This window comes from Vibrio alginolyticus NBRC 15630 = ATCC 17749 (genome assembly GCF_000354175.2).
In the GTDB taxonomy this organism is placed as follows: Bacteria; Pseudomonadota; Gammaproteobacteria; order Enterobacterales; family Vibrionaceae; genus Vibrio; species Vibrio alginolyticus.
On the sequence record NC_022349.1, the window covers coordinates 3301759 to 3320409 of the forward strand.

Annotated in this window: 14 protein-coding genes; 11 read left to right on the forward strand and 3 right to left on the reverse strand. The window is 45.0% G+C overall.

The genetic code is table 11. The features are described 5' to 3' along the window. Nucleotides 1-6: 6 nt before the first annotated feature. The 11 genes from N646_RS15185 to N646_RS15235 all read left to right on the forward strand — a co-directional run bounded on the left by N646_RS15185 (nucleotide 7) and on the right by N646_RS15235 (nucleotide 15084). On the forward strand, nucleotides 7-1251 hold the full coding sequence (locus tag N646_RS15185; RefSeq protein WP_005382268.1) for an NAD(P)/FAD-dependent oxidoreductase: 1245 nt from the start codon (nucleotides 7-9) through the stop codon (nucleotides 1249-1251). Nucleotides 1252-1461: 210 nt separating this feature from the next. Further along, on the forward strand, nucleotides 1462-2202 hold the full coding sequence (locus N646_RS15190; protein WP_017819928.1) for a transglycosylase SLT domain-containing protein: 741 nt from the start codon (nucleotides 1462-1464) through the stop codon (nucleotides 2200-2202). Between the two features lie 99 nt (nucleotides 2203-2301). Beyond that, entirely contained in the window at nucleotides 2302-3510 is a 1209-nt protein-coding gene (locus N646_RS15195; protein WP_017819927.1) for a DEAD/DEAH box helicase, read from the forward strand. A gap of 250 nt (nucleotides 3511-3760) precedes the next feature. Beyond that, on the forward strand, nucleotides 3761-4423 hold the full coding sequence (locus N646_RS15200; protein ID WP_005388291.1) for a potassium channel family protein: 663 nt from the start codon (nucleotides 3761-3763) through the stop codon (nucleotides 4421-4423). After that, the gene (locus N646_RS15205) at nucleotides 4420-5787 is read left to right on the forward strand and encodes a TrkH family potassium uptake protein (RefSeq protein WP_005388288.1); all 1368 of its coding nucleotides are present in this window, start codon (nucleotides 4420-4422) and stop codon (nucleotides 5785-5787) included. The genes N646_RS15200 and N646_RS15205 overlap by 4 nt, the downstream gene beginning before the upstream one ends. 360 nt (nucleotides 5788-6147) lie before the next feature. After that, complete coding sequence (locus N646_RS15210) at nucleotides 6148-9132, forward strand: M6 family metalloprotease domain-containing protein (RefSeq protein ID WP_017819926.1); 2985 nt, start codon at nucleotides 6148-6150, stop codon at nucleotides 9130-9132. A gap of 172 nt (nucleotides 9133-9304) precedes the next feature. After that, nucleotides 9305-10117, forward strand: a complete 813-nt coding sequence (locus N646_RS15215; RefSeq protein ID WP_017819925.1) for a hypothetical protein — start codon at nucleotides 9305-9307, stop codon at nucleotides 10115-10117. Between the two features lie 176 nt (nucleotides 10118-10293). Then, nucleotides 10294-11763, forward strand: a complete 1470-nt coding sequence (locus N646_RS15220) for a protein adenylyltransferase SelO (RefSeq protein ID WP_017819924.1) — start codon at nucleotides 10294-10296, stop codon at nucleotides 11761-11763. Nucleotides 11764-11975: 212 nt separating this feature from the next. Next, a complete protein-coding gene (locus N646_RS15225) occupies nucleotides 11976-12974 on the forward strand; it encodes a TRAP transporter substrate-binding protein (RefSeq protein WP_017634784.1) in 999 nt (332 codons plus the stop codon). Nucleotides 12975-13044: 70 nt separating this feature from the next. Then, the gene (locus N646_RS15230) at nucleotides 13045-13719 is read left to right on the forward strand and encodes a TRAP transporter small permease (RefSeq protein ID WP_005384308.1); all 675 of its coding nucleotides are present in this window, start codon (nucleotides 13045-13047) and stop codon (nucleotides 13717-13719) included. Between the two features lie 3 nt (nucleotides 13720-13722). Beyond that, nucleotides 13723-15084, forward strand: a complete 1362-nt coding sequence (locus N646_RS15235) for a TRAP transporter large permease (protein WP_005382255.1) — start codon at nucleotides 13723-13725, stop codon at nucleotides 15082-15084. Between the two features lie 33 nt (nucleotides 15085-15117). On the opposite strand, the gene N646_RS24975 is transcribed toward N646_RS15235, so the two are convergent. From N646_RS24975 to N646_RS15245, 3 genes are all read right to left on the reverse strand, one after another. Continuing rightward, nucleotides 15118-15300 carry a hypothetical protein gene (locus tag N646_RS24975; protein ID WP_021034161.1) on the reverse strand — a complete coding sequence of 61 codons (183 nt, stop codon included), beginning with the start codon at nucleotides 15298-15300 and terminating at the stop codon, nucleotides 15118-15120. A gap of 78 nt (nucleotides 15301-15378) precedes the next feature. Beyond that, nucleotides 15379-16716 carry a sigma-54-dependent transcriptional regulator gene (locus tag N646_RS15240; RefSeq protein WP_017819922.1) on the reverse strand — a complete coding sequence of 446 codons (1338 nt, stop codon included), beginning with the start codon at nucleotides 16714-16716 and terminating at the stop codon, nucleotides 15379-15381. Between the two features lie 4 nt (nucleotides 16717-16720). Then, nucleotides 16721-18526, reverse strand: coding sequence for a sensor histidine kinase (locus tag N646_RS15245; RefSeq protein WP_017819921.1), 1806 nt, complete (start codon nucleotides 18524-18526; stop codon nucleotides 16721-16723). Nucleotides 18527-18651 lie beyond the last annotated feature (125 nt).

Sequence of the window (18651 nt, forward strand, 5' to 3'; positions counted from 1 at the left end):
TTCAGAATGAAAACAGAGCTCAAGCAAGTTGTTGTCGTAGGAGCGGGGCCATCAGGTTCAACCGTTTCTGCGTTATTAAAATCGCGTGGCATAGATGTTGTTGTCTTAGAAAAAGCGACTTTTCCACGCTTTTCCATAGGAGAAAGCCTGCTCCCTGCATGTATGGAAGTTGTTGAACAAGCAGGAATGACCAATGCAGTAAAGCAGTTTGGCTTCCAGTATAAAGATGGTGCTGCATTTCGTCGTAATGGCGTATACACCCAGTTCGACTTTACAAACAAATACACGCCAGGACCGGGCACGACGTTTCAGGTTCAACGTGCCAGCTTTGATAAAGTATTGGCAGATAGCGCTGAAGAGCAAGGCGTAGAGATTCGCTATCAGCATGAACTGCTCAATCTAGTGTTTGAAGGGAAAAAGTCTCGATTAGAAGTGCTCGACTCAAATAAGAAGGCTTATCAAATCGAAGCAGATTTTGTGTTGGATGCCAGTGGCTTTGGGCGTGTTTTGCCACGCTTGTTGGAGCTAGAAGAACCTTCTTGTCTTCCGCCTAGAAAAGCGATCTTTACCCATATCGAAGATCATATCTCTCCCCAAGAGCCGGAATACGATCGCAACAAAATTTTAATTTCAGTTCATCCTGAAAATCACGACGTATGGTACTGGCTAATCCCATTCTCTAATGGTACCTGTTCGTTTGGTGTGGTGGGTGAGCCAGAATTTTTCGAACAATACCCAGAAGATAAGATTGCAGCGTTGCAGCAGTTAGCCAATGAAGAGCCGGGTTTGGCTGCTTTATTGCGAAACGCGAATTACCCGAATCCAGCAGGCGAGTTGGGTGGCTATTCTGCTAACGTCAAACGTTTAGCGACAGAGCACTACGCGTTGCTTGGTAATGCTGGTGAGTTTCTTGATCCTGTATTTTCATCGGGTGTCACTATCGCCATGAAATCGGCAGAGTTTGCAGCGGACTGCTTGGTTCGTCAGCTGAATGGTGAAAAGGTTGATTGGCAAGAAGAGTACTCGCAACGCTTAATGGTGGGAGTGAACACATTCCGCACTTATGTGGAAGGCTGGTACAACGGCACGTTGCAAGATGTGATTTTCTATCAAAACCCGAACCCACGTATTAAACAGATGATTAGTGCGATTTTGGCTGGATATGCTTGGGATACGAATAATCCTTACGTTAAACAAAGTGAGCAGCGTTTGTCGACGCTTGCAGAACTGGTTCGGGAAGCTGAACTGTAAGAATATACATTCGCTTATCCGAGAATCAGTAAACTTAGGTCTTACCAAAAAATTGGTAAGACCTTTTTAATGCCTCTTTACTTTTACTTCTAGCGTGTTGGAGACACATTGACCACTTACATCGGCGTGTATCGAATTTGAGAATTTTTATGGTGACATTGATCACATCCAGGATTCCTGTTGCTGATATTTATATTAAATTTGTAGGAAATGGATTACATTCTGGGAGTGTTCCCTACATCCGGCTTCGTTGTGAAAACGGTTTATAAGCAACTGTATAAGTTAGTAAAGTTCCAAAAACTACATCAAAAAAAAGACAAGTTTCTTACCAAATCAATTCGCTTGGTGAGTTCGAGCCATCGACTACGCCAAACGCTTCCTCTACTTTCTAAAATTGTCGAAGAACATGACGCATCAACGGTCTCTTCGATTGCAGATCCCGAGAACGCGGTCGCGTGGGGAGGTAAAGTTTCTCCAGAGTTCAAATCTAAAGTCATTCGTATTAGTAAAGAGCTAAAGATCAATCCTAATCATCTTATGGCGTGCATGGCATTTGAAACTGCTGAAACTTTCAGTCCAAGCATCAAAAATGGTTCCGGAAGCGGGGCTACAGGGTTAATTCAATTTATGCCCTCTACCGCAGAATCATTAGGAGTGAACACAAAGACTCTTGCGAGAATGAGCGCGCTTGAACAACTTGACTATGTGAAAGCGTACTATTGGCCCTATCGAAATAAAATTAATAGCTTAGAAGATGCTTACATGGCCATTCTCTACCCTGCTGCGATTGGTAAACCGCTGTCTTTCGTTTTGTTCAGACAAGGCTCAATAGCCTATCGACAGAATGCAGGTATCGATCGCCACAACACGGGGAAAATCACGCTTAATGATGTTTCCTACAAAGTGAGGAAAAAATTAGAAAAAGGTTTGCAGCCCAATTTCATGGGCTAAGATTGTGTCATGTTCCTAGTTTTTCGCGCATGAATCCTTCTGTTACTTCACGGGGATTCTGATACACTACGCGCCCATTTCCTCTGTTGAGACCTTTCTATGCCATTTTCTAAGTTTGGTTTAAGCGCATCGATTGCTGATGCAGTAAAAGCGCTAGGTTATGAAAAACCCACTTCTATCCAACAAAAAGCCATTCCAATCGTATTGCGTGGCCGCAATTTAATTGCAGCAGCGCAAACGGGCACAGGTAAAACGGCCAGTTTTGTTCTGCCAATCTTAGAAAAGCTTAGTCGAGGCGAAACGCAACATAAAAAACGCGCTCGTGCGATTATCCTAACGCCAACACGCGAACTGGCGCTTCAGGTTCATCAAAGTATTGAAGCTTATGGTAAAAACTTACCATTACGCTCAATGGCGATGTTTGGTGGTGTGGATTATGCACCACAAAAACAAGCCTTGATCGAGGGTGTCGATATTGTGGTAAGCACGCCTGGGCGCTTGATTGATCTGTACGGTCAACGCGCGATTCACTTTGATGAAGTGGAAATGCTAGTGCTTGATGAAGCCGACAAAATGTTGGATATGGGATTCATCGATGCGATCGACAAAATCGTCGACTGTATGCCAGAACATGTGCAAAGTTTGCTGTTCTCAGCGACGTTATCTAACCCTGTTCGTGACTTGGCGAAAAATGCGATTATTGATCCTGAAGAGATCACGATTGCAAAGCACAGTGCCTCAAAATCAAATATTAAACAGTGGATCACGACCGTCGATAAAGATATGAAGTCGTCGCTGTTAAGTCACTTGCTTAAAGAAAATGACTGGTCGCAAGTACTGGTATTTATTGAAACTAAACACGGCGCAGCCAAACTGGTAAGCCAACTTGAGAAACGTGGCATTGTGGCAGAAGCATTCCACAGTGGCCGTAATCAGCGTGTTCGCCAGGAATTAATAGAAAAGTTTAAAGCGGGTGAAATCCAGTACTTAGTCGCAACCGGCGTTGCTGCGCGCGGTATTGATATTGATAATCTGCCAGTTGTCATCAACTACGATTTACCTTACCCAGCGGATGAGTATGTACATCGTATTGGTCGTACAGGTCGTGCTGGCGCGAAAGGTGAGGCGATATCACTGGTTTCAAAAGACGACTTTAAGAACCTCTGCATGATTGAAAGCCGTTTAGGGCACTTGCTAGAGCGAGTGGAAATTGAAGGTTTTGCGCCAAGAAAGCCAGTACCAATTTCAATTTTAAATTACGTGCCTAAGAATAAACGTAAACCGCACGATAAGCGCGAATCAAAATAGCCAGTTTATCCCATGATCTAAAAGCCGCATTCTTGCGGCTTTTTGCGTTTTTAGGCATCCAATAATGTAGCCATCGCGACGGTTTCTATTCGGTAATGAGGAAAAAAGTTAATCAGTGTCATACGCTTAACACGTAAAGTGAATCAAGGTGCGTTAAGCTTTTGTCAATTATCTGTCCGCAGGTTTGCACAAGGTAAGGAATGGGCGCAAACTTTTTTGCTTGCTAATGAATGCATAAGATGGGGCACAAATGAAAACAGGTGATAAGCAATTCGCCGTTATTGGTCTTGGCCGATTTGGTTTGGCAGTGTGTAAAGAGTTACAAGATTCAGGCGCTCAAGTTTTAGCCGTTGACATCAACGAAGACAGAGTTAAAGAAGCTGCCAGTTTTGTTAGTCAGGCGGTTGTGGCTAACTGTACTCACGAAGAGACGGTTGCTGAGCTCAAACTTGATGATTACGACATGGTGATGATTGCCATCGGAGCGGATGTCAATGCCAGTATTCTTGCGACATTGATTGCTAAAGAGGCGGGAGTAAAGTCAGTATGGGTTAAAGCCAACGACCGCTTCCAAGCTCGTGTTCTGCAAAAAATTGGCGCAGACCACATTATCATGCCTGAGCGTGACATGGGGATACGTGTCGCGCGTAAAATGCTCGATAAACGGGTTCTTGAGTTCCACCCATTAGGCAGTGGCTTAGCTATGACGGAGTTTGTGATTGGCTCTCGTTGGATGGGTAAGACACTAAGTGATTTGGCTCTGTGCAAAGTCGATGGCGTGCAAGTGCTAGGGTTTAAACGGGGCCCAGAAATTACCAAGGCACCTGACCTTAATACCACACTAGAAATTGGTGACCTAATTATTGTGGTCGGCCCTCAAGATGCGCTCGCAAATAAATTAAAATCGCTATGACGTATTTTCATCAGAAAGGTGTTTTTTACGCACCAGATGGTAAACAAGAGAAAGCGAAAGGCAACGAACCGCGAATTATATTGCTCAGTTTTCTCGGTGTTTTACTGCCTTCTGCGGTATTGCTAACCTTGCCAGTTTTTTCTGTTACGGGCCTGTCGATAACGGATGCTTTGTTTACTGCAACGTCCGCTATTAGTGTGACAGGGCTTGGTGTTGTCGATACTGGGCAACACTTTACGCTTGCGGGTAAAATCTTGCTGATGTTTTTAATGCAAATCGGTGGGTTGGGGCAGATGACTTTGTCGGCGGTCTTACTCTATATGTTCGGCGTGCGTTTGAGTTTGCGTCAACAAGCGCTGGCGAAAGAAGCATTAGGGCAAGATCGGCAAGTCAATCTAAACCGACTAGTAAAGCGGATTGTTGTTTTCGCGCTTGTTGCAGAAACGATCGGGTTTATTTTTCTCTCTATCCGCTGGGTCCCTGAAATGGGCTGGCAGACTGGTATGTTTTACGCCTTGTTTCATGCAATTTCTGCATTTAACAACGCTGGGTTCGCGCTGTTTTCTGACAGTATGATGAGCTTTGTGAATGATCCGTTGGTTATCTTTACACTGGCGGGGCTATTCATTTTTGGCGGGCTTGGTTTTACTGTTGTGGGTGACATCTGGCTAAACTGGCGCAAAGGTTTCCACTTTTTGCATCTTCACACCAAAATCATGCTGATTGCGACACCGATATTGCTCTTAGTCGGAACGATGATGTTTTGGTTACTTGAGCGAAGCAACCCAAACACAATGGCGTCTTTACCTGCAACAGGGCAATGGTTGGCGGCATTCTTTCAATCTGCGAGTGCTCGAACGGCAGGGTTTAATAGTGTTGACTTGGCGTTGTTTACCCAGCCAGCCTTACTGGTCATGATTGTTCTAATGTTAATTGGAGCGGGTTCCACCTCAACGGGGGGCGGTATTAAAGTTTCCACATTTGCTGTTGCGTTTATGGCTACGTGGACCTTTTTACGCCAAAAGAAACATGTGGTTATGTTTAAGCGAACCATAAATTGGCAAACTGTGACTAAGTCATTGGCAATTATCGTTGTGAGCGGAGCCATCCTGACAAGCGCAATGTTTTTATTGATGCTTACCGAGAAGGCCAGCTTTGATAAGGTTATGTTTGAAACCATTTCCGCATTTGCCACAGTGGGGCTCACCGCCGGTTTGACTGCGGAACTTTCTGAACCTGGTAAATACATTATGATCGTGGTGATGATCATTGGTCGTATTGGGCCGCTCACGCTTGCCTACATGTTGGCACGTCCTGAACCTACCTTGGTCAAATACCCAGAAGACGCCGTTCTTACAGGTTAATATAGCGTTAAACAATGGCCGCGCGACCATTACGAGCATTGATTAATAGCAGTGCTCGTACATTTATAGAATATGTGGAATGTTGCCCAGTTTTACCTACAAATTCGTAGAAGTTCATTTCTTCTTCCTTTCGTTTCGATACTATTCATTCACTCAATTTATATTCTCAGAAGCTACGCTCATAACAGCGTTTTGGAATCCGACGCTTTTGTAGTGTGACACCAAACTACGTCGTGTTATCTGAGCGAATTGATACCAGCCTTCGTCAATAGTCACTCAGTCTTACTCTATGCCCATAGGGTTACTTTGTGCTTGTTGTGCTTGGTATGAATGAACGAATCGAAAAGATGGAGTCGTACTTTGAAATTCAACACACTCGCCATGGCTATGCTAACTGCGCTTCTTGCAGGGAAGAGCATGGCAACTACTCCGCCATCACCGGTTTGGCATACTATTGCGTTGAGCGATGGTAGCTCCAGTGAGGCAATTCTACGTGGAACGGCAGATTTCCACTGGTTTGAAGATAAGCAGGGCAATGCCTTACTTCAGGAAGACGGCGTTTGGTTTTTCGCGCAGATTCAGCGCGAGTCAGACACGCCAATATTGATCTCGACAGGTGTGGTGAAAACGCAGTCGAGTGAGCCACCTGAGTCGGCGAGGTTTCGCCCGGATTTACAAGTTAAACCGCAATTATCTTCTCTAAAAACCATTGAACCGATGGCACGAAAAAACCTACTGCGTTCGGCGCAAGGTTACCAGGCGATGAGCAGTTCAACGGTGAAGCAGCAGCCCCTATTGGTTGTGCAAGTTTCGTTTGATGACCAAGCAATGGTGCATGATTTTGAGCAACGCGTATTTAATACCAATGGTCAAAGCGTTGTGGATTACTTTGATAAAAACTCTCAAGGTAAATTCAAAGTTGTTCCTGCACTTGAGAGTTACGGCACCGCCAATGACGGTGTGATAGATGTGACTGTGGCACAAAGCCACCCTAACTGTCACTCTAGTTCGACTGATAAAACATGCACCGCCAAGTTGAATGCGGTTTTCACCGAGGCTTATCAAAAACTGGATCCATACTTTAATCTTTCGGCCTACGACAGCAATCAAAATGGTACCGTAGAACCGTCAGAACTCTCTGTCATGTTTATTTTTGCGGGGGGCGATCGTTCAACAGGGGTTCTCAACCGTCCTGCTATTTGGCCGCACAAATTCTCTCACGATGATGTCACACTAGATGGTAAAAAGATCACAGACTATTGTGTGTTCGCTGACTATCAAGTTGATCATCAAGCGACCTTGGGCGTGATCGTACACGAGCTTGGCCACTTAATGCTTGGCTTACCGGATTTGTACGCAAGGAACAGTGATGCCTCGATCGGCTCTTGGGGCGTGATGGGTGGCGGTTCATGGGCGCAGAAACCGGGAGATTCATACGCTGGTGACACTCCGGTGAACATGAGTGCATGGAGCAAACACGCTGCTGGTTTTGTTGTACCAACGGTAACTCATGAAAGTCCAGCGCCTATTTCTGTGAACAACGACGATGTCAAGCTGGTGTATCTCGACCCGTACTTGAAAGAGTTTGGCCCACGTGTTTACTTGGAAAATCGCACCTTTAGCGGTTACGACCGAGCATTGGCGGCTGAAGGTATCCTGGCGACGTCGGTCAATGTCCAGAACCGCTTTAATGATGTTGGCGCGATGCAGGTTCAAATCATGCAGGCTGATGGTCTGAATGAGTTAGAAAATGATGGTAGGAGTGACGCTGACGATTTGTACCCTAATGGTGGCGATGTCATTTCAGATACATCGACCCCGGGTCTGAGAGCGATCACAGGGTTTGATACTGGGGTTCGTATTTCCAACATTGCCAGCAACACCAACGGCGGTAGCTTTTCTCTTGAGCATACAAACGAACCAAATAAATCAGCATGGCTGAACTCTCTTCATCAAGGTTATGTGTACGCGAGTGGGAGTAACACTCTGGCGGTGTCACTGGACTTGAATAGTGATACAGAGCTTGATGGCCTTCAACTTTACGCGCAAAGAGATAGCGCTCAAAGTGACATGATTTATCGAGTTTGGCGATTCCCATTTTCTGGAAACATTGGCTATCGATTAATATTGAATCAAAACAACGCTGAGCTTTTACAGCAAGGTAACTTCCAAAAGTCATCTCGAATTTTATTCCCTCAATCAAGCCAATTGAGTGCGGGTCAGCATTTATTGGTCGTTGAATTGGAAGGCGGTCAATTTGATGCAAACTTTGACTTCGGCCGCTTGCTAAAAACTGAAAAAGCCTCCCTACCTGTAATGTGGACTGGTGATTACAGTGAGATTGGCACGTTTGGTCTAGAAAAAGCCGGGTTCTCTTATATTCCGTTTGCAGCATTATTAAATGTGGATGCGAGCAACTTGGTTGAAGCGAAATCTGATTCGTTACAAACCAATAAAAATACGCCAATCAAACTGAACCTGATGGACAATGATTTCATGGCGGTAGGGTATCAGTTCAATGTGGACATTGTGCAGAAGCCTGAGCACGGCACCATCTCTGGCAACCAGTACCAACCTGAAGCTAACTTCGTTGGTCTGGACACTTTCCAATATCGTTTGTTGTCGGTTGATGGTGCGTACTCATCTTCAATCGTGAATGTGCAGGTGGAAGTGCTTGGCAGCAACGAAGCGCCAGTGGCCGTGATTGATGTTGATAATAAAGACATGACGGTTGGGCAGCGAGTCACGTTGTCTGCGTTAAATAGTACGGATGCTGATGGTGACGTGTTGAGTTATAAATGGGAGCAGTTGGCTGGCACTTCAGTTTCTCTTGGCAATGCAACCAGTGTTAGCACAAGCTTTACGGTGCCTCAAGGTGCAAAAGCGGGTGAGGTTCTGACATTCCGTTTAACCGTGACTGATCCTAGTAATGAAACGTCCAGTGCTACCGTCGATTTAACCATGAAAAACGCAGCGCCACTTACGCTTGCAGATACGGCGACCGTTGCCGTTGGTGAAAGTATTCTGATTGATGCAGCGAGCAATGATTCGGATGTGAACGGCGATAAACTGGTTGTAGAAAGCGTACAGAACGTAACGGGTGTGGGAAGTGCGAGTGTAGAGAATGGCAAAATCCGTTTTCAAGCACCGGATAGCCCTACTGACGGCATCAAGCTGCAATATACGGTTTCAGACGGTCATGGTGCCACTGCTACGGGGGAAGTTATCGTGACGGTTGTTGCTTCTTTGAAGACAACGACATTCAAGAACTCTGAAGGTAGCGGCAGTGTTTCTTATTGGGCTTTGATGTTACTTGCAACATTAGGCTGGCGACGTCGCGTCTAAAACGGTATTGAATTGCGGTATAAGCCACTCACATTGAGTGGCTTATTTTTTATCTGATCTATTTTGGTTTCGTTCTCATTGTCTTATGAGATGTGTTTCTCATTATTTTTAAAGCGATTTTTCTACTCTGCGGTTACCCTAGGGGCCGATTTTTATGAACTAAGGATGTTATATGTCTACCGAGGGCTTTTCTGTTTCGGAAATATGCCGAGAAGCGGCAGTGATGGTCAGAAGGAATCTACTCGCAATTGTTATTGCTTGTATTCCGTTGATTATCGTGCACTCAATTTTTGCTTTTATGTATCCTGAAATGACGGGGCAAGATCAAGCGAACGTTCAAGAAGGCAATGTCGCAGGATTTTATTTCGTCACAATTATTTTGTACCCACTTGTTGCCGCTATGGCGGCTGTGCGTGTGCATCGAATTTATTTAGCCGGCGATTACATGCACTCTGCGTTGGATGTATTTCGTTTGTCAGCTCGAGAATTCCGTTTCATAGGCTGGTGGATACTGTTTGGACTGATGATGATGCTCGTTATTGGTATCCCGATCTTTGTGTTGTCGTTTATCTACATTGCAGAAAGTGGTGAAGCCGACTTTGTTGCTATGGCTATTATCACAACGATTGCAAGCATTCCTGGCTATTGGGTAATGGCGCGATGGTCATTTGTGTTGCCAGCGACTGCAATGGATCATCAGCCGCGCAGTTTGCGTCGTTCGTGGAACCAGAGCAGAGCATACAACAAACAAGTATTCATTTTGATGGGACTAATTCCATTGGGTGCGGGCTTGCTCAGTCAGCTGATCTTTAGCCACTTTACGAATCTCTTTATGTTGAGCTTCGTCGGTGTGGCCTATGGTATTTTTGGCGCGTACCAGCTGGCATTGTTATCGTTGAGCTATAAAACGGTAGTGGATATCGAACGCGCTCGTTTTGATACGACATCACAGCCACCAAAAACGGGTGAAGAATTTTCCGCTTAACCCTTTGATCGTTTTTACATGCTACCTCTGTTTAGGAGACGGTCTGCGGCAGGTTGATACCTTCCTGCCGCCTTCGCGTTATTCACGCAAAATACCCATGCCCATTTCATGGCTGAATGACAGGGACATTCACACGTATACTCACAACAGTACTTCTTTTTATTAAGGAACCCTACATGTCCATTTGGCAACGGGTCAATTTCACCCATCGCTTTAGTCAATTACCGTCAGCGTTCTATACGTTGGTCGAGCCACAACCCTTGGACAACACTCGCTGGGTCGCTTGGAATGGTGAGTTTGCACAGCAGTTTGGTTTACCAGAAGAGCAAAACGATGAGTTATTGGCGGTTTTTTCTGGGCTTAGTGAATTCGAACAATTTCGTCCTCTTGCGATGAAGTATGCAGGCCATCAGTTTGGCGTTTACAACCCAGATTTGGGCGATGGACGTGGATTACTGTTGGCAGAAATTGAGCATCAGGATGGTACTTGGTTTGATCTTCACCTCAAAGGTGCAGGGCTAACGCCTTACTCGCGAATGGGAGATGGGCGAGCGGTATTACGCTCAACTATCCGTGAGTACCTGTGCAGTGAAGCCATGGCGGGCCTTGGGGTTCCCACGACACGTGCTCTCGGTATGATGGTCAGTGATACACCTGTTTATCGAGAAAAAACGGAATCGGGCGCTTTGTTACTTCGAATGGCTGAAACCCATGTTCGATTCGGTCACTTTGAGCATTTCTTTTACACCAACCAGTTAGCAGAGCAGAAGCTGTTGGCGGATAAGGTGATTGAGTGGCACTTTGCTGATTGTGCATCGGCGGAGAAACCATATGCCGCGATGTTTGACGCCATCGTGACTAAAACAGCCGAGATGATCGCATATTGGCAAGCTTTTGGTTTTGCGCATGGTGTGATGAATACCGATAACATGTCAATTCTTGGGCAAACTTTTGATTATGGTCCGTTTGGCTTTCTTGATGATTATGAGCCGGGATACATTTGTAATCATTCAGACTACCAGGGTCGTTACGCATTTGATCAACAGCCTAGAATTGCGCTTTGGAACCTGTCAGCACTGGCGCATGCGCTATCGTCACTCGTTGAACGAGAAGATTTAGAATCGTCGTTGAGTCAATTTGAAGTTCATTTAAGCCAGCAGTTCAGCCGCCTCATGCGTGAGAAGTTGGGCTTAAAAACTAAGATAGCGGAAGACGGGCGTTTGTTTGAAGCTATGTTTGAGCTTCTTCACCAGAACAAAACGGACTACACTCGCTTCTTCAGAACACTTTCAAACCTTGATAATGCGCCTTCCCAAGCCGTAATCGATTTATTTCTCGACCGAGAAGCAGCGCGAGCTTGGCTTGAGCTGTATTTAGCTCGGTGTGAGCTAGAGGTTGATGAACTAGGGGGCCTGATTTCAACCGAACAGCGTTGCAAACAGATGCGTCAAGCCAATCCCAAATACATCTTGCGTAACTACTTGGCTCAGTTGGCGATTGATAAAGCGGAAGAAGGGGACTTTAGCGAATTACACCGATTGTCCGAACTGTTAAAACGCCCATTTGATGAGCAACCCGAGTTTGATGATTACGCGAAATTGCCACCGGAATGGGGGAAGAAAATGGAGATAAGCTGTTCTTCATAAATGGGTCATTTCCCACCCATTTGTATCTTGTTCTTGGGTGGAATTCACTCGTTACACTTCTGATTCATGTTAATGGGCTTTGTTAATTTATTGAAATGAATATAAATTTTAACATGGTCCATTAATTGCTCTTTGTTGAACATCCGTACCCATCGCCTAACACCTAGTTACTCATGGACGGGATGGGATGTGATTCAACAAGGAGAATAATAATGTTTAAGCCTCTAACTCTACTATCTGTCTCTGCACTTGCTGTTACCAGTTTTAATGCTGCCGCAAATTGTGACCCGGGTGAAACGGTCATCAAGTTTAGCCATGTAACGAACGCGGACAAACACCCTAAAGGCATCGCGGCTTCGTTACTTGAAAAGCGCGTCAACGAAGAGATGAACGGTAAAGTCTGTATGCAGGTGTTTCCTAACTCAACACTTTATGATGATGACAAAGTGTTGGAAGCGCTACTGAATGGTGATGTTCAACTCGCTGCTCCTTCTCTTTCTAAGTTTGAGAAATTCACCAAGAAGTACCGCCTTTTCGATCTTCCTTTCTTGTTCGATGATGTCGACGCGGTTGACCGTTTCCAAAACTCGGAAGCGGGTGAAAAGCTGAAAAATTCAATGAAACGTCGTGGCCTACAAGGCATTGCGTTTTGGCATAACGGCATGAAGCAAATGTCAGCCAACAAGCCGCTCATTTCTCCAACTGATGCTGAAGGACTTAAGTTCCGTGTTCAAGCGTCTGATGTACTCGTTGCTCAGTTTGAGCAGCTAGGTGCTAACCCACAAAAAATGTCGTTCAAAGAAGTTTACGGCGGCTTGCAAACTAAGGTTATTGATGGTCAAGAAAATACTTGGTCAAACATTTACGGCAAAAAATTCTTCGAAGTTCAAGATGGCATTACGGAAACGAACCACGGAATTCTGGATTACTTAGTTGTGACGTCAAACGACTTCTGGAAAAACCTACCAGATGATCAGCGCGAGCAGTTAAATACCATTATTCAAGAGGTAACTGCGCAGCGTAATGCTGAGTCAACCAAAGTAAACCTTGCGAATAAGAACAATATCATCGAAGCCGGTGGTGTGGTTCGTACTCTAACGCCAGAACAGCGCCAAGAGTGGGTCACTGCACTTCAACCAGTATGGAAGAAGTTCGAAAAAGACATTGGTTCTGACCTAATCGAAGCCGCTTTGGCGTCTAACCAAAAATAATAACAGCTAGCACATTTAGCCCTCTCAAACTGAGGGGGCTCTTTCCCCCTACAGACGACGTGATGTAATTATGGAACAGACTTTTTTTGCCAAGGCTGGACGAATCACCGATGCCATTGAAGAGACTTTGATTGCTTTCTTCTTGGGTGCCATGACCTTGCTGACCTTTGCCAATGTCATCTTTCGTTATGTCTTTAACGACAATATTCTTTGGGCGCTTGAGCTCACCGTTTTCATGTTCGCATGGATGGTGTTGGTTGGCGCATCTTATGGTGTGAAAAAACACTTTCATATTGGTGTCGATGTCATTATTAACATCGTTCCGGAAGGTAAACGAAAAGCCCTGGCGCTTTTTGCAGCAATGTGTTGCTTAGCCTTCTCTATTTTGCTGTTAATTGGCGCTTGGAACTACTGGTATCCGTTCGCTACCGACCGAGCGTGGTATGAAACGGACGATATTCCGATGCCTGAAATACTCCAGTTCATGGCCGACTGGTTAAATGAGGGAGAGCGTTATGAAAAGCTGCCACGTTTTATTCCTTACTTCGCTTTGCCACTTGGAATGGCGCTACTAACGTTTAGATTTGTTCAAGTCACGTGGCAAATCGCTACTGGTAAGCTCGATCGCTTGATTGCAGGACATGAAGCGGAGGAAGAGCTCGAATCTCTTAAAGCTGAGATGAGTGACGCTGAAGACGTAATGGCTCCAAAGGCCTCGCAAGACGCTAAAAACAAGGAGCAATAAGCCATGGATATCTTATTTCTATTTTTGATGGTAATTGGCTTTATGCTGGTTGGCGTGCCAATTGCTATTTCGCTGGGCCTTTCCAGTGTTCTTTTCCTTTTAATGCATTCGGATGCCTCTTTAGCGTCAGTTGCTCAAACGCTGTTTAATGCATTCGCGGGCCACTACACGCTATTGGCTATTCCATTCTTTATATTGGCTTCAAGCTTTATGTCGACGGGTGGCGTAGCAAAGCGGATCATTCGTTTCGCCATTGCCATTGTAGGCTGGTTCCGCGGCGGTTTGGCGATGGCTTCGGTTGTAGCGTGTATGATGTTTGCCGCGTTGTCAGGTTCCTCACCTGCAACGGTTGTTGCCATAGGTAGTATTGTTATCGCAGGTATGATCAAAAACGGTTACTCAAAAGAGTTTGCCTCTGGGGTAATTTGTAACGCAGGTACGCTAGGGATTTTGATCCCACCTTCGATTGTGATGGTGGTGTATGCAGCCGCAACGGATGTGTCAGTTGGACGTATGTTCCTTGGTGGTGTGATTCCCGGTTTGCTGGCGGGTGTCATGTTGATGATCGCGATTTACATTGCCGCGAGAATCAAGAACCTTCCAAAGCAACCTTTTGTCGGTTGGAAAGAAACTTTTGATGCCGCCAAGGATGCAAGCTGGGGCTTGTTGTTGGTCGTCATCATTCTTGGTGGTATCTATGGCGGTATCTTTACGCCGACAGAAGCCGCTGCGGTTGCTGCTGTGTACTCATTCTTTATTGCTAACTTTGTATACAAAGACATGGGGCCATTTGCAGACAAGAAAAACACTAAACCTGCGCTCGTTAAAATCTTCCAAACCTTTGTTCATAAAGACACGAAACACACCCTGTATGAAGCGGGCAAACTCACCATCATGCTGCTGTTCATCATTGCTAATGCCTTAATTTTGAAGCATGTTTTAACGGAAGAACGCATCCCGCAAATGATCACCGAGTCGATGCTCTCGGCTGGTCTCGGACCAATCACTTTTTTGATTGTGGTGAACGTCTTGTTGCTGATTGGTGGTCAGTTCATGGAGCCATCAGGCTTGTTGATCATTGTTGCGCCGCTCGTGTTCCCAATTGCGATTGCATTAGGTATAGACCCAATTCATTTGGGCATAATGATGGTGGTGAATATGGAGATAGGAATGATAACGCCGCCCGTGGGTCTTAACTTATTTGTGACCGCTGGTGTTGCCAAAATGTCGATGATGAACGTAGTGAAGGCAGCATTACCCTGGGTTGGAGTGATGTTCTTGTTCCTAATTATCGTCACATATGTACCATGGGTTTCGACTTGGTTGCCTACTACCTTGATGGGGCCGGAGATCATTACCAAGTAATGGAAGCCAGAAAGTAGAAAGAGGTGTGAGAATTCACACCTCTTCGTCTATTGACTTGTAACAAGTTTTGCGCGGGTCTGAATTAATTCGACGTTCATAGTGTCGCCACCTCTTTTTATTTTTACGACGCTCTTCACCGAATCTTCTCTCTTCTTGATAGCAACCGTCTACGAGCACGGTATCTGTAACAATCGGTATTCTCACTTTTTCGTTCATATCTATAACAACCATGATAAACCCGTTGTTAAAAATTATGATTCAAGTTGAATATAATGCCAGCTATTTGAACGTGTTTTATTTGTAAAGGTCTTTATTTATTTGGTAGCGCTGCATCTTGTCGTAAAGGGTTTTTCTTGGCACATTCAATTGGCACATTGTCTGTTTAATACTACCGTTGTTTTCTAATAAAGCGCCTTCAATGGCTGCTCTCTCAAACTCCGCCACTTGCTCTGCAAGGCTTGAGGAAGACTTAGCGACTGGGTTTGATTCTCCCAACTGAATTAACTTACCCAATAGCACAAAACGCTCTGCAGCATTTCTGAGTTCTCGAACATTGCCAGGCCAGTCATGGCTCATCAGTTGCGCTAGATCTTGGGGTGACAAGCTAGGTGAGCTTTTGCCATAACGTGAAGCTGCTACCAACAGAAAGTGGTGAAAGAGGGCTGGAATGTCTTCTTTTCGTTCGCGTAGTGGCGGGAGATCCAAGGTCACGACATTGAGCCGATAATAGAGATCCTGACGGAAAGTACCTTCTTCAGCTGCGTGTTTTAAATCGACCTTTGTTGCGGCAATCACTCGAATATCTAAAGGCAATAATTCATTTGAACCGACACGCTCAATCACGCGCTCTTGTAATACCCTCAATAAACGAATTTGGGCTTGGATAGGCATCGACTCGATCTCATCCAAGAAAAGTGTGCCGCCTTGTGCAAACTCAAATTTACCGATACGACGGCTTTCGGCGCCAGTGAATGCGCCTTTTTCATGGCCGTAGAGTTCACTCTCAATTAAGTTCTCTGGAACCGCTCCACAATTTACGGCGACAAAGTTTTGGTTCCGGCGAGAGCTTTGCTCATGTAAAGAACGAGCGATTAACTCTTTCCCTGTACCGGTTTCACCAAACAATAAAATATCGGCGTCGGTATCGGCGATTTGGGTGATGGTCTCTCGTAATATTTGGATGCTAGAGGTTTCACCAATAACTCGTGGACCAAGGGTTTTACTGGCTTTAAGTGACAGGCGCAGTTTTTCATTTTCATTGGTTAGTTTGCGCTTCTCAATCGCCCGCTTAACCGTTTCAACCAAATGCTCTGGCGCAAAAGGTTTCTCAATAAAGTCGTAAGCGCCTTGATGAAGGGCTTGCACTGCCATGGAAATATCACCGTGTCCAGTGATCATGATGACGGGTAAGTTTGCATCGCGTTGAGTCAAAGTTGTTAGCATATCCATACCAGAAATGCCCGGTAAACAGATATCAGTGACCACGACGCCAGCTTCTTCTCCTTGCTGCATCGCTATTAAAGCCGATTCTGCATCCACAAAAAACTTGGCGTCGATATCCGCAAGTTCAAAGGTCTGTTCTATAGCGAGTCTGAGATCGGCCTCATCATCAATAAAAAACACCTGACACATGATCTTATCCTTTTGATGGTTCAGTGTTGTAAGAAGTGATAGGTAAACACAATGAGAATCGAGCGCCGCCTTGTTCTCGATTATGGGCACATAATTTTCCATTCATACTGGCTAAGATTTGTTGCGAGATAGAGAGACCCAAACCTAAACCGTTCAGTTTAGTGGTTAGAAACGGCTCACATAAATCAGAAAGTGAGAAAGAGCCAAGTCCTGGGCCATTATCATCAACATGAATCCAAACTAAATCAGTGTGCTCATCGTGTTCTACAGATAATTCTACCTGTTTGTCTTGTTGTTCTTTGAGTGCTTCTATCGCATTAGTCAGTAAATTGACCAACACTTGCTCCAGTTGAATAATATTGATCTGCACTTCAACATCATGCTCTGGCAAATTTGTTTCTAACGTGACGCGCCCTGATTTAAATGCGGGCTTCATCAGTTCTTTTACAGAGGCTATCACAGGGAACAATCGAGATTGAGCCAACTCGTCACCACTGGTTTTTTTGGCGAAAGAGCGAAGTTGCTGACTGATATTTGCCATACGGTCAGTGAGAGCAGAAATGCGAGTGAGATTATCTTCCACTCGCTCATATTTTTCTTTTTTTAGAAACAGCTTGCCGTTCTCCGCAAAGCTACGAATTGCTGCAAGTGGATTATTCAGTTCATGGCTGATACTGGCCGACATTTGTCCTAACACCGCGAGTTTCGCTGCTTGCACCAATTCATCTTGAGTAACGCGTAAAGTTTGCTCGGTATCGATACGCTGTGCGATCTCCGCTTGCAACTCGGCAGTCCGTGCCATGACTTGATATTCCAACTTTTGATTTGCTTCTTGTTGAATTCGTTCAAGTTGCAAGTGACGCTGTTGACGGTGATAGATAAGCTGACCAATTAAAAACAAAACCATGAATGCTAGAGTGAGTACAAAGATGTAACCCATGGTGAACCAAACGATCGACTGTTTAGGAGACAGCACACGAATTGTCAGTTTGAGTTCGGGAAGGGGCAGCGAAGAGACCACCAAGGTTCCTTTATTGTATGGGTAACCCTGTTTAAGCTCAGAATGCACCTCGTCCAAACTACCCACTAATCCAAGCGTTTCAATTGGCGCATCAAGATATTGTTGGCTTGCCCAAACTTGCTTTTTCTCTTTTTTTGTCAGTGGTTGTAAGCTTTTGAGTAGCCATTCACTTCGGCTACTCATGAAAACAATTCCGTATGGGTCGCTGGCGACAAAAACACTGTTTGGTTGCTGCCAGTTGTCCTCTATCTTACTTAGGTCCATCTTCACCACGACGACACCAAGTACACCGCCAGCGTATATGATGGGATAAGAATAGTAGTAGCCACGTTTACCAGATGTTGAGCCCAGTGCGTAGTATTGGCTTCTTTTGCCTACAATGGCTTGTTTGAAATAAGGGCGAAATGCAAAATTTCGCCCGATAAAGGAGCGCTGTTTACGCCAGTTGCTGGCCGCGATCGTTGTACCCCATTGATCGATTAAGTACGTATCCGCTGCTTCAATCACGCCATTAACGGATTCTAAATACCGATTAGTGATTTCCAGTTGCGCACTGTTGTTGGGGTGCAGAAGCGCTTGATAAAGTGGATCATCTTTAGCGAGAAGATTTGGGATATGGGCGTACTTATCGAGTTTATTTTTTATATGGCCAGAAAATTGCTCAAGCTGTGATTGGTGTTTATCAAGTAGAGATTGATAACTGGTCTGCCAAACCCAATGGCCACCGATAATTGCGCACAGGAAATAGAAAGCAAAAAATGTCAGCAGAATCCGTTTTTTTTGCGACATCCTTACACTCCTTACAACTTCCTTTGGTCACGTAAGAAAATGTTAATAGTTTGTAGGAAGGATTAGGGATTTAGTTTTCAACTCTGTGGAGTAAAACAAGAGCAAGATCTCTTTTTAGGCTTTTC